Origin of the sequence: Curtobacterium sp. NPDC090223 (genome assembly GCF_044746585.1) — a bacterium.
Taxonomy (GTDB): Bacteria; Actinomycetota; Actinomycetes; order Actinomycetales; family Microbacteriaceae; genus Curtobacterium.
The window spans coordinates 434,636-446,560 of sequence record NZ_JBIVCN010000004.1; the positions used below are offsets into that span (position 1 = coordinate 434,636).

At 73.3% G+C, this 11,925-nt stretch carries 14 protein-coding genes; 12 read left to right on the forward strand and 2 right to left on the reverse strand.

Going from position 1 to position 11,925, the window contains the following annotated elements:
- Positions 1-44: 44 nt before the first annotated feature.
- Positions 45-341, forward strand: coding sequence for a hypothetical protein (locus ACIPJY_RS12180; RefSeq protein WP_400464070.1), 297 nt, complete (start codon positions 45-47; stop codon positions 339-341).
- Between the two features lie 33 nt (positions 342-374).
- Here ACIPJY_RS12180 and ACIPJY_RS12185 read toward each other — a convergent pair whose 3' ends face one another.
- Both ACIPJY_RS12185 and ACIPJY_RS12190 read right to left on the reverse strand, forming a co-directional pair.
- On the reverse strand, positions 375-794 hold the full coding sequence (locus ACIPJY_RS12185; RefSeq protein ID WP_400464067.1) for an NUDIX domain-containing protein: 420 nt from the start codon (positions 792-794) through the stop codon (positions 375-377).
- An 8-nt stretch (positions 795-802) separates the two neighbouring features.
- Positions 803-2,119: a glutamyl-tRNA reductase gene (locus tag ACIPJY_RS12190; RefSeq protein ID WP_400464064.1), complete on the reverse strand. Its 1,317-nt coding sequence runs from the start codon at positions 2,117-2,119 to the stop codon at positions 803-805.
- A 67-nt stretch (positions 2,120-2,186) separates the two neighbouring features.
- Here ACIPJY_RS12190 and hemE point away from each other — a divergent pair, with 67 nt between their 5' ends.
- The 11 genes from hemE to hemL all read left to right on the forward strand — a co-directional run bounded on the left by hemE (position 2,187) and on the right by hemL (position 11,842).
- Positions 2,187-3,290 carry a uroporphyrinogen decarboxylase gene (hemE, locus tag ACIPJY_RS12195; RefSeq protein WP_400465162.1) on the forward strand — a complete coding sequence of 368 codons (1,104 nt, stop codon included), beginning with the start codon at positions 2,187-2,189 and terminating at the stop codon, positions 3,288-3,290.
- Positions 3,287-4,603: a protoporphyrinogen/coproporphyrinogen oxidase gene (locus ACIPJY_RS12200; RefSeq protein WP_400464061.1), complete on the forward strand. Its 1,317-nt coding sequence runs from the start codon at positions 3,287-3,289 to the stop codon at positions 4,601-4,603. Before hemE ends, ACIPJY_RS12200 begins: the two co-directional genes overlap by 4 nt.
- A 95-nt stretch (positions 4,604-4,698) precedes the next feature.
- The gene (locus ACIPJY_RS12205; protein WP_123655123.1) at positions 4,699-4,953 is read left to right on the forward strand and encodes a hypothetical protein; all 255 of its coding nucleotides are present in this window, start codon (positions 4,699-4,701) and stop codon (positions 4,951-4,953) included.
- Complete coding sequence (locus tag ACIPJY_RS12210; protein WP_400464058.1) at positions 4,950-5,408, forward strand: phage holin family protein; 459 nt, start codon at positions 4,950-4,952, stop codon at positions 5,406-5,408. The genes ACIPJY_RS12205 and ACIPJY_RS12210 overlap by 4 nt, the downstream gene beginning before the upstream one ends.
- Before the next feature lie 49 nt (positions 5,409-5,457).
- A complete protein-coding gene (locus tag ACIPJY_RS12215; protein WP_123701067.1) occupies positions 5,458-5,694 on the forward strand; it encodes a DUF3618 domain-containing protein in 237 nt (78 codons plus the stop codon).
- 69 nt (positions 5,695-5,763) lie between these two features.
- The gene (gene hemQ, locus ACIPJY_RS12220; RefSeq protein ID WP_400464054.1) at positions 5,764-6,522 is read left to right on the forward strand and encodes a hydrogen peroxide-dependent heme synthase; all 759 of its coding nucleotides are present in this window, start codon (positions 5,764-5,766) and stop codon (positions 6,520-6,522) included.
- Positions 6,519-7,754: a ferrochelatase gene (locus tag ACIPJY_RS12225; RefSeq protein WP_400464051.1), complete on the forward strand. Its 1,236-nt coding sequence runs from the start codon at positions 6,519-6,521 to the stop codon at positions 7,752-7,754. Before hemQ ends, ACIPJY_RS12225 begins: the two co-directional genes overlap by 4 nt.
- Positions 7,751-8,710 carry a hydroxymethylbilane synthase gene (hemC, locus tag ACIPJY_RS12230; RefSeq protein WP_400464048.1) on the forward strand — a complete coding sequence of 320 codons (960 nt, stop codon included), beginning with the start codon at positions 7,751-7,753 and terminating at the stop codon, positions 8,708-8,710. Before ACIPJY_RS12225 ends, hemC begins: the two co-directional genes overlap by 4 nt.
- A gap of 35 nt (positions 8,711-8,745) precedes the next feature.
- A complete protein-coding gene (locus tag ACIPJY_RS12235; RefSeq protein WP_400465159.1) occupies positions 8,746-9,522 on the forward strand; it encodes a uroporphyrinogen-III synthase in 777 nt (258 codons plus the stop codon).
- Positions 9,519-10,511 (forward strand): porphobilinogen synthase, encoded by a 993-nt coding sequence (gene hemB, locus ACIPJY_RS12240; protein ID WP_400464046.1) that lies wholly within the window; start codon positions 9,519-9,521, stop codon positions 10,509-10,511. Before ACIPJY_RS12235 ends, hemB begins: the two co-directional genes overlap by 4 nt.
- Positions 10,511-11,842: a glutamate-1-semialdehyde 2,1-aminomutase gene (gene hemL / locus ACIPJY_RS12245; RefSeq protein WP_400464043.1), complete on the forward strand. Its 1,332-nt coding sequence runs from the start codon at positions 10,511-10,513 to the stop codon at positions 11,840-11,842. Before hemB ends, hemL begins: the two co-directional genes overlap by 1 nt.
- Positions 11,843-11,925: the final 83 nt, after the last annotated feature.

Below are 11,925 nucleotides of genomic sequence, written 5' to 3' on the forward strand. Positions count from 1 at the left end.
CCCAGAACGGCATCGGTGCCGTTCCGAGCACCCGGAGGACGGACATGGCAGGCAAGCACGAGCAGATCCGCGGCGAAGCCGATCGCGCTGACGGCGTCGAGCCGGTGGCGGGCGCCTTCGTCGACAGCGACATCCCCGGCGACGACCCGGTGCACACGGACGAATCCGTCGGCGAGTTCGTCCAGAGCGACATCCCGGGCGAGGACGTCCCGACCGCGACCGAGACCGACGGCGAGTACGTCGAGTCGGACATCCCGGGCGAGGACGAGCCGCGTCCCTCCGGAGAGGTCGGCCACTACGTCGACACCGGCGCCGGCACCGACGACACCGAGAACGGCTGACTCCGAGAAGGGCTGACGCCGGACGGCTGACCGCTAGTCGATGAGCTCCGCCTGCACCAGCAGGCGGAGCGTCGTCACGCCCGCGGGCGGGCAGCGGTCGGCGTCCGCCGAGGTGACCCACTCGACCTCGTCGACCTCGGCTGCGGCGACGGGCACCGCGGTGTCCAGCACGCCGCCCGGCCGGGCGCGGAAGAGCGTCATCGCGACGATCGTGCCCGGTGCCTGGCCGTGCGCGGGCTCCGTGACGACGGCGAACTCGTCGACGTCCGCGGCCGTCAGCCGCAGACCGGTCTCCTCGTACGCCTCGCGGACGACCGCCGCGACCGCGGTCTCGCCGGGCTCCGTCTTGCCGCCGGGCAGGTAGAGCACGTCGCGCTGCCGTGCGCGCACCATGAGGACCCGTCGATCGCGCACCAGCAGGAGCGCGGAGACCTGCAGGACGGCCGAGGGCACGGGGAGGCTCAGCTCGCGTCCGCTTCGTCGTCGTTGCGCGGGCAGGCGGTGCGGTCCGCCAGCGGCACCACCGGGGCAGGCACGTCCAGTTCTGCCTCGGGTTCGGGGCGGACGCCGAAGAGCGCGTCGAGCGCGCCGACGAACTCCTCGCCGCGGCCGGCGCGTCCGAGCTCGCGGGCGCGGACCGACGGCCGGTGCAGCAGGACGCCGACCAGGTGCCGGAGCGCCCGTTCGGTCTGCTCGGCGGACTCCGGCGTGACGTCGCCACGGCGGGTGGACCGCTCGATCTCGGCGTCGAGGATGTCGAAGACGTGCTTGCGGAAGGACACGAGTGCCGGTGTCGTCGACTGCTCCAGCGCCTGCGCGCGGAACCGGGACACCGCGTCGTCGACCATCGCGCGGGCCTCGGACTCGGCGTTCAGCTCGGACACCGGGGCGTGGATGCTGATGGTCTCGAGGTCGAGCAGTTCGACGCCCTGGACCGCGGCGGCGTCCGGTGCGACGTTCCGGGGGAGACCGAGGTCGATGACGATCCGACGGACGCCGTCGTCGAGGTCGGCCGCACCGATCACCGGGAGCTCGCTCGAGGTGCAGGTGATCACGACGTCGCTCGACACGATCGCCTGGTGCAGGTCGTGCGCGGCGACCAGGTCGTGCTTGGCGGCGAACCACGGTGCGCGACCGGACGGCGAGTACACCTGGATGCGCTGTGCGCCGCGGTCCCGCAGGGCGGCGATGGTGGTGGCCGCGTAGCTGCCGGTGCCGACCAGGAGCACGTTCGTGCGGGCCCAGTCGGTCACCCGCGACGACGCCAGTTCGAGACCGAGCCGGACGAGCGATCGACCGGCCGCACCGATGCGGGTGCGGGTCTTGACACCCCGGGAGGTGTGCGCTGCTTCCTGGAAGAGCCGCTCGAGGTCGGAGGTCGTCGTGCCCTGGGCGCGGGCGTCCTCGAGCGAGCGGCGGACCTGCCCGGAGATCTCGGTCTCGCCGATGACGACGGACTCCAGGCCGCTCGAGACGGCGAAGAGGTGCTGGACGACGTCCTTGCCGTCGAGCACGGACACGGAGTCGAGGACGTCGGAACCGACGAGGCCGCTGGCGGAGGCGACCGCCTCGACCGTGGCGGCGACGGCGGAGTCGCTGTCGTCGCCGGCGATGTCGAGGTAGGCCTCGAAGCGGTTGCAGGTCGCGAGGACCACGGCGCCGTCGAGGACGTCCGAGTCGGTGACCAGTCGGGAGGCGGCCGCGGGGGCGCCGATGCTCAGTCGCTCCAGGAGGTCGAAGCTGGCGTTGCGATGCGACGCCGTGAGACAGATGAGCACGTACTCCATGGTACCGCGCAGTTCACGATGCCGCTGCTGCGAGAATCAACGGGTGACCGACGCACCCATCTCCGCCCTCCCGTCCTCGCACCCGCTGGCCGACGGGCGCACCGCCGGATCCGCACTGGTCCGCGCCCTCCGCGGGGACCGGCCGGAGACCCTGCCGGTGTGGTTCATGCGCCAGGCGGGCCGTTCGCTGCCGGAGTACCGGGAGCTCCGGGTGGGCACGGCCATGCTCGACGCGTGCCTGGACCCCGCGATGGCGTCCGAGATCACCCTGCAGCCGGTGCGCCGGCACGGGGTCGACGCCGGCATCTTCTTCAGCGACATCGTCGTGCCGATCAAGCTCGCCGGCGTGGACGTCGAGATCGTCCCCGGCCGCGGCCCGGTGCTCGCTTCGCCGATCCGCACGGTCGCCGACGTCGACGCCCTCGAGGCCCTCGACCCGGCGGCGCTCGCCCCGATCGCCGAGGCCGTCGCCCGCACGGTCGCCGAACTCGGCGCGACACCGCTGATCGGGTTCGCCGGGGCGCCGTTCACGCTCGCCGCGTACCTGGTCGAGGGTGGTCCGTCGAAGGACCACATCCGCGCCCGCACCCTGATGCACGCCGACCCGGAGACGTGGTCCCGGCTGCTGGCGTGGGCCGCCGAGGTGTCCGGCACGTTCCTCCGCGCGCAGGTGCTCGCAGGCGCCTCGGCCGCGCAGCTCTTCGACTCGTGGGTCGGCTCGCTGTCCCGGGCGGACTACGTCGAGCACGTGGCCCCGCACTCGGCACGGGCGCTGGCCCACGTGGCCGACCTCGGCGTCCCGCGCATCCACTTCGGCGTCGGCAGCGGCGAGGTCCTCCGCGACATGACGACCCTCGGCGACGACGCCGCCGGCCCGCGCGTCGACGCGGTCGGCGTGGACTGGCGTCTGCCGCTCGACCAGGCCGTCGAGCGCGTCGGCACCGGCGTCACCCTGCAGGGCAACATCGACCCGGCCATGCTCGCCGCCCCGTGGGAGGTCCTCGAGGCGCACGTCCGCGACGTCGTCCGCCGCGGTGGTGCGGCCCGAGCGCACGTCGTGAACCTCGGTCACGGGGTCCCGCCGGAGACCGACCCGACCGTGCTCACCCGCGTCGTGGAACTCGTGCACGGGCTCGGCAGCGGCGCGGGAGCGTCGGCGTGACCGACGCGGTCGTCGTCGGCGGCGGTGTGGCCGGGCTCCTCGCGGCCAGGGACCTCGCGAAGGCCGGCGTGCACGTGGTGCTCGTCGAGGGCTCGGGCACGCTCGGCGGGATGATCCGCCGGCACACGGTCGCGGGGATCGACCTGGACATGGCCGCGGAGTCCTTCGCGACCAGGACCGACGCGGTCGCGTCGCTGGCGATCGAGCTCGGTCTCGGCAACGAGCTGGTCGACCCCGATCCCCGCGGGGCGTGGCTGATGACCAGGGACGGCCGCACCGCACCGATGCCGGCCACCGGACTGCTCGGCATCCCCGGTGTCCCGATGGCGGCCGACGTGCTCGCGGTGGTCGGGCAGCGCGGCGGGTTGCGGGCGCAGATGGACTCGCTGCTGCCGTCGCTCGTCGGGTCGCGGGCGTCGAGCCTCGGCGAACTGGTCCGGAAGCGGATGGGCGCGACGGTGCTGGACGACCTCGTCGTGCCGGTCGTCGCCGGCGTGCACTCCACCCACCCCGACGACCTGGACCCGGACCGCGTGGCCCCGGGCCTCCGCGAGGCGCTCCTGCGCGAGGGCTCCCTCGCCCGTGCGGTCGTGGCGCTCCGGGAACGCGCGACCGCCGGCTCCGCGGTGCGCGGGATCCGCGGGGGCATCGTCCGGATCGTCGACGAGCTGATCGCGGACCTCGAGACCTACCGGGTCGACGTCCGCATGCACACCAGGGCCCTGCGGATCGAGCGGGCCGCGGTCGAGGTGGCCGGGCCCGACGGCGCGGTGGAGCGGCTCGTCGCGGACCACGTCGTCGCCACCGTGCCCGACCCCGAGCGCACCGCATCGCCGTCCCGCACGGGCATCGAGCTCGTCACGCTCGTCGTGGACCAGCCCGAACTCGACGCCGCCCCGCGCGGCTCCGGGATCCTCGTGCACCCGGACGCCACCGGGGTCCGCGCGAAGGCCCTGACGCACGCGACGGCGAAGTGGCCGTGGCTGGCCGACGCGGCGGACGGCCGCCACGTCCTGCGGCTCAGCTACCGGACGGACGGAGCCGACGGGGCGGACGTCGCCACGAGCCTCCCGGTCGACCCGGCGGGCGAGACGGGCGCACGCGCGACGGCGGACGCGACCGCCCTGCTCGGCGTCCGCGTCGGGCCGGACCAGGTCGTCGGGGCCGCGCGCGTGCGCTGGTCCGGACCGGACACCGAGCCCGCCGGACTGGCCGAGGGCGTCGTCGGGACGGGCGAGGCCTCCACCGGACGGGGCCTCGCGGGCATCGTGGGGACGACCCGGTCGGCCGTCAGGGACCTCCTCGCTTCCTGAGCGGACCGCCGACCCCCCGAGGGCTACTGTTGGTGGAACGCCGAGACATTCCGTTCGGCGCATGACCACCGCACACACTGACAATCGGAGGAACCATGCGAGGCAGGCTCCTGTTCGTCGCCGGCGCAGCACTCGGGTACGTCCTGGGATCGCGAGCCGGGCGGGCGCGGTACGAACAGATCAAGACCGTCAGCGGCAAGATCTGGAACAGCAACGGCGTCCAGAAGGGCGTCCACAACGTCGAGGAGTTCGTCGCGGACAAGACGCCCGACGTCGCCGAGTTCGTCGGTGAGCAGACCAAGAAGGTCGTCCGCAAGGTCGGCCAGAAGAAGGACGCCCAGGCCTCATGACCGACACCCGTGACCGGAAACCGCGATCGCTGTTCGGTCTCGTCGGGGACGTGCCGCAGCTCGTCAAGAACCTCGTCAAGGGTGAGATCGCGCTCCTCAAGGCCGAGCTGGTCGGCAAGGCGAAGGTCTTCGCCATCGCCGCCGCGCTGCTCGTCGTGGCCCTCGTCATCGTGCTCTACGCGATCGGCGTGCTGCTGACCGCCGCCGTGATGGGCCTCGCGACGATCATGCCGGCGTGGCTCGCCGCGCTCGTGCTCGCGTTCGTGATGCTCGTCGTCGCCGCGATCCTCGGGTTCGTCGGCTGGAAGCGGTTCAAGAAGGGGCTGCCGATCACGCCGAAGCGCACGATCGACAGCGTCAAGAACGACATCAACGCGGTCAAGGGCATGGGCAAGAAGCCGACGCCGGAGACCCAGCACGCGTCCCGCAACCCGGACGTCGGCGGCCGGTTCTGACGTCGCCGCACCCGCGACGCACACCCCTGCACCACCCCACGGAGGACCAGTGACCGACCAGCACCCGCACGACGAGCTCGCCGACCAGGTCGCAGCGACCCGCGCGCAGCTCTTCGACACCCTCGACGCGATCGAGGACAAGCTCAACGTCCCGAAGCAGATCGGGATCGCCGCGTCGAAGGTGAAGCGGGGCGTCGTCGAGAAGCGTCCCCCGTACCTGGCCGGTCTCGCAGCGGGCGTGGCGGTGGTCGGGGGTATCGTCGTGACGGTGCTCCGACGGCGGTAGATCCGATCGGGGGTCAACGGCGGTCCAGGGGCGCGACCGTTCCTTGCAACCGATAGGACAATGGACCACATGAGTTCCACCGTGCCCGCTCCGCACAACGGCTCCGGGCAGCACGACAGCACCTCTCCCCACGAGACCTCCCCGGACTCGGGCATCGACCCGAACCTCCTCACGGCGTACGCGCTGTGGGCGGTGTTCCGTCGGCCGCTCGGCCCGATCCACCGACCCGGCCCCGACGCCGTGGCGGAGCTCGACGCCACGGTCGCCCGTGCCGCCGAGCGCGGTGTGACCATCCGCGGGTTCTACGACGTCTCCGGCTTCCGCGCCGACGCCGACGTGATGGTCTGGCTGCACGGCGACGACGCCCAGGCCATCCAGGCCGTGCTCCGCGAGATCCGGCGCACGGGCCTGTTCCAGGACGCCGAGCCGGTGTGGCACGCGATGGCGATGCACCGCGAGGCCGAGTTCAACAAGCGCCACACGCCGGCGTTCCTGCGCGGCAAGGACCCCGAGGCCTGGATCACGGTGTACCCGTTCGTCCGGTCCTACGAGTGGTACCTCCTGCCCGAGGAAGAGCGCTCGAGGATGCTGCGCGACCACGGCATCCAGGGCGCGAAGTTCCGCCGCGTGCTGACGAACACCATCGCCTCCTTCGCGCTCGGTGACTACGAGTGGATCCTGCCGCTCGAGAGCCCCGACCTGGTCGACCTCGTCGACCTGATGCGCGACCTCCGCTACACCGAGGCGCGCATGCACGTGCGCGAAGAGGTCCCCTTCTTCACGGGTCGTCGGGTGACGACCGCCGAACTCCCGGAGGTGCTGTCGTGACCGACACCAGCAACATCACGAACGGTCAGCTGGTCATCGGGGCGACCCCCGCTGCCGCGTCCGGCCCCGAGCACGTCGAGACCCCGGTCGCGTACGACGCGATCCTGCTCGCCGGCTTCGGCGGGCCCGAGGGCCAGGACGACGTCATCCCGTTCCTCCGCAACGTCACGCGTGGGCGCGGCATCCCGGACGAGCGTCTGGAAGAGGTCGCCCACCACTACCGGCACTTCGGCGGCGTCAGCCCCATCAACGACCAGAACCGTGCCCTGAAGGCCGCACTCGAGGCCGAGCTGCGCGAGCGCGGACTCGACCTGCCGGTGCTGTGGGGCAACCGGAACTGGGACCCGTACCTCGAGGACGTCGTGAAGGAAGCGGGCGAGCGCGGCTACGGCAACCTCATCGCGATCGCCACGAGCGCCTACTCGTCGTTCTCCAGCTGCCGTCAGTACCGCGAGGACTTCGCGCGCGTGCTCGACTCCACCGGGCTCATCGACACGGTGAAGATCGACAAGGTCCGGCAGTTCTTCGACCACCCCGGCTTCGTCCGTCCGTTCGTGGACGGCGTCCGTGACGGTCTCGCGAAGGCCATCGCCGAGAACGACGGCCTCGACGTCGCGACCGAGGTCACGGTGCTGTTCTCCACGCACTCCATCCCCTCGTCCGACGCCGCGAAGTCCGGTCCGGACTTCCGCGGGTTCGGCCCCGACGGCGCGTACGCCGCGCAGCACGAGGCCGTCGCGCAGGTCGTCCTCGACCAGGCCTGGGCAGAGCTGCTCGAGCAGCCCGAGCACGCCGCACTGCAGGGCACGTCGAAGCCCGCCTGGAAGCTCGTCTACCAGTCGCGCTCCGGCCCGCCGAGCATGCCGTGGCTCGAGCCCGACATCAACGACTACATGAACGACGAGCTCAAGGGCGGTCCCACCCGCGCCGTGCTCATCGTCCCGCTCGGCTTCGTGAGCGACCACATGGAGGTCATGTGGGACCTCGACGAAGAGGCGACGGAGACCGCCGAGGAGCTCGGCTTCTGGTCGGTCCGCACGCAGACGCCCGGCGTCGACCCGGCGTACGTCGCCGGCCTCGTCGACCTGGTGCTCGAGCGCGTCAACGGCACCCCGACCGCCGAGCGCCCGCACGAGACGGACCTCGGTCCCTGGTACGACGTCTGCCGTCCGGGCTGCTGCGAGAACGAGCGCGCCGGGTTCAAGCCCGCCGCAGCGGGTCTGGCACCGTGACCGACGCCACGGCGCCGATCCGCCTGGGCACCCGCGCCAGCCGCCTGGCCGTCGCGCAGTCCCAGGACGTCGCCGACCGGATCGCCAAGGCGTCCGGCCGGCCCGTCGAACTCGTCACGGTGACGAGCGAGGGTGACACGAACCGGGCGTCCCTGGCGTCGCTCGGCGGCACCGGCGTGTTCGCGTCGGCGCTGCGCGAGGCGCTCGTCGCCGGCGAGGTCGACGTGCTCGTGCACTCGCTGAAGGACCTGCCCACCGCGCCGTACCCGGGGCTGACCATCGCCGCGGTGCCGAAGCGCGCCGACGCCCGCGACGTCCTGGTCGCCCGGAACGCCGGCACCGTCGAGACCCTCCCCGAGGGCGCGAAGGTCGGCACCGGGTCGCCCCGCCGGGTCGCGCAGCTGAAGGCGAAGCGCCCGGACCTCGACGTCGTCGACATCCGCGGGAACATCGACACCCGGCTCGGCCGCGTCGAGGACGACCTCGACGCCGTCGTGCTCGCCGCCGCCGGTCTCGGACGCATCGAGCGCCTGGACGCCGCCACCGAGCTGCTCGACCTCGGCTTCTGGCCGAGCGCTCCCGGCCAGGGCGCGCTCGCGGTCGAGACCCGTGCGGACGAGACGGACCGCACGCTGCTCGCCGCCCTGCGGAAGATCGACCACGCCGCGACCCGTCTGACGGTGACGGCCGAGCGCGAGGTCCTGGCCAAGCTCGAGGCCGGCTGCTCCGCTCCGATCGGTGCGACCGCGATCGTCGACGCCGACATGCTGCTCGTCTCCGCCACGGTCTACCGCCCGGACGGCTCCGAGTACCGCACCGCGTCGCACGCCGCGGTCCTCGACGGCTCCGCCCAGGACCGCCTCGCCGAGGCGCTCGAGGTCGGCGGCCGTGTCGCGGCGGAACTGCTCGAGAACGGCGCCGGCGACCTCGCCGACCTCGCCGACTCCGTGAAGTAGGCCCCGTCACGGACACCCACCGACCCGTCGTCGTCATCCCCCGCGGTGGCGAGTGGGGGGAGCGTGTCGCCGCGGCGGCGCGCGACCGGGGGCTGGACCCCCGGATCGTGCCGCTGATCGCGGCACAGCCGCCCGCCGATCCGGCACCGCTCGACCGTGCGGTCGCGCAGCTGGTCACCGCCGTCCCGGACAGGAGGCCGGGCTCGCGTCCGCACGCCGCTGCGGCCGGGCAGACGGCCGGGTACGCCTGGCTCGTGGTGACCAGTGCGACGGCCGTGACGGTGATCGCCGGACGGGTGCCGGGCCTCCCGTCCGCCCTCCGGGTCGCCGCGGTCGGTGAGCCGACCGCCCGGGCCGCTCGAGCTGCGGGCTGGGTCGTCGACCTGGTGCCGCCGGACGCCTCGGCGGCGGCGCTCGTCGCGGCGCTGCCGGACACCGACGGCACGGTCCTGGTCCCGCGGTCCGACATCGCCGCACCGACCCTGGTCGACGGCCTGCGCGCCCGCGGCATCGACGTCGACGACGTGGTCGCGTACCGTACCGTGGGGACCGGCGACGAGCCGGTCGTGCTCGACGCGGTCCCCGACGCGGTGCTCGTGACGAGCGGCAGCGTCGCCCGTGAGGTCGCCCGCCGGATGGCCCCGCTCGATCCCCGCACCGTCGTCGCCTGCATCGGCCCCGGGACCGCGAGCGAGGCCCGCGCCGCCGGCCTGCACGTGCACGTGGTCGCCACGACGCGGAGTGCCGACGCGCTCCTCGACGCCGTGGTCGACATCAACCGAACCGCCCCCGAACAGGAAGGCACCCCGTGACCGGCCGCTTCCCCCAGGTCCGCCCCCGCCGACTCCGAGCCACCCCCGCGATGCGACGACTGGTGGCCGAGACCCGGCTGCACCCGGCCGAGCTCGTGCTGCCGATGTTCATCCGCGAGGGTGCGACCGAGGCCGTGCCGATCTCGAGCATGCCCGGTGTCGAGCAGCACTCGCTCGACTCGTTCCGCCGTGCGCTGGTCGAGGCCGCGTCGGCCGGTGTCGGCGGCGTGAACCTGTTCGGCGTCCCGGAGGCCAAGGACGCCACCGGGTCCGGCGCGACCGACCCGGACGGGATCCTCAACGTCGCGATCCGCGTCGCGCGTGCCGAGGTCGGCGACGCCCTGGTCGTGCAGTCCGACCTGTGCCTCGACGAGTTCACCGACCACGGGCACTGCGGGGTGCTCGCCGCCGACGGGTCGGTCGACAACGACGCGACGCTGCTGCGCTACCGGGACATGGCCGTCGCGCAGGCCGAGGCGGGCGCCGAGCTCGTCTGCATGAGCGGGATGATGGACGGCCAGATCGCCGCCGCCCGCGACGCCCTCGACACCGCCGGGCACTCCGGCACGGCGCTGCTCGCGTACGCGGCGAAGTACGCGTCCGCGTTCTACGGCCCCTTCCGCGAGGCCGTCTCGTCGTCGCTCGTCGGGGACCGGCGGACCTACCAGATCGACGCGGCGAACGGGCGTCAGGGCCTCCGCGAGGTCGCGCTCGACGTCGACGAGGGTGCCGACATCGTGATGGTGAAGCCGGCGATGAGCTACCTCGACGTGCTCGCCGAGACCGCCGCCACGTCGCCCGTGCCGGTCTGGGCCTACCAGATCTCGGGCGAGTACGCGATGATCACGGCGGCCGCGCAGAACGGGTGGATCGACCGGGACGCCGCCGCGATGGAGTCGCTCGTCGGCATCAAGCGCGCCGGGGCCGACGCGATCCTGACCTACTTCGCGACCGAGATCGCGCAGGCGCTGCGCCAGGAAGGCCACTGATGAGCACCAACGACCACCTGTTCAGCCGGGCGAAGAACAGCATCCCGGGCGGCGTGAACTCGCCGGTCCGCGCCTACGGTTCCGTCGGCGGGACCCCGCGCTTCCTGGTGTCCGCGAAGGGCCCGTACGTCACCGACGCCGAGGGCCGCGAGTACGTCGACATGGTCGCGTCGTGGGGACCGGCGATCCTCGGGCACGCGCACCCCGGGACGGTCCAGGCCGTCCAGGACGCGGCCGCCCGCGGGCTGTCGTTCGGGGCGTCGACCCCGGGGGAGACCGAGCTCGCCGAGCTCGTGAAGCAGCGGGTCTCGGTGGACGGCGACGGTCCGATCGAGAAGATCCGGATGGTGTCGACCGGCACCGAGGCGACCATGACCGCGATCCGGCTCGCCCGCGGGTACACCGGCCGGGACCTCCTCGTGAAGTTCGCCGGGCACTACCACGGGCACTCCGACTCGCTCCTGGCCGAGGCGGGATCGGGCGTCGCGACGCTGGCGATGCCGGGCAGCGCGGGCATCACGGCCGAGACCGCCGCGCAGACCCTGGTGCTGCCGTACAACGACCTCGACGCGGTCCGCCGCGCCTTCGACACGCACTCCGAGCGCATCGCCGGCGTCATCGTGGAGGCGGCCGCGGCGAACATGGGCGTGCTGGCACCCGATCGCGGGTTCAACCGGGCGCTCGCGCAGATCACCCAGTCGCACGGTGCGCTGCTCATCGTGGACGAGGTCCTCACCGGCTTCCGCGTCGGATCCGCCGGGTGGTGGGGCCTCGAGGCGTCGAAGGTCGTCCCCGACGGTGCCGGGTGGAAGCCCGACCTCATCACGTTCGGCAAGGTCATCGGCGGCGGCATGCCCCTCGCCGCACTCGGCGGCCGGCGCGAGGTGATGGACTTCCTGGCCCCGCTCGGACCCGTGTACCAGGCGGGCACGCTGTCCGGGAACCCGCTCGCGGTCGCCGCCGGCATCGCCACGCTCCGCGCCGCGACGCCCGCCGTCTACGAGTCCCTGAACCGCACCGCGTCGGTGATCTCCGCGGCGACGAGCGACGCGCTGTCGGCCGAGGGCGTCGCGCACACGGTGCAGCGCGCCGGGAACCTGTTCTCGTTCGCGTTCACCGACCGTGCCCCGAGGAACTACGACGACGTCCGTGCGCAGGACACCTGGCGGTACGCGCCGTTCTTCCACAGCATGCTGGACGCCGGGGTCACGCTGCCGCCGAGCGTCTTCGAGGCGTGGTTCGTCACGGCGGCCCACGACGACCGTGCCGTCGACCGGGTGCTGCAGGCGCTGCCCGCTGCCGCGAAGGCGGCGGCCGCCGCGGCCGCGTAGCGCGGCGGCGCCGCTCCGCGCGCGCGGCGCCGCTCCGCGCGCGCGGCGCCGCTCCGCGCGCGCGGCGCCGCCGAATTCGGCGG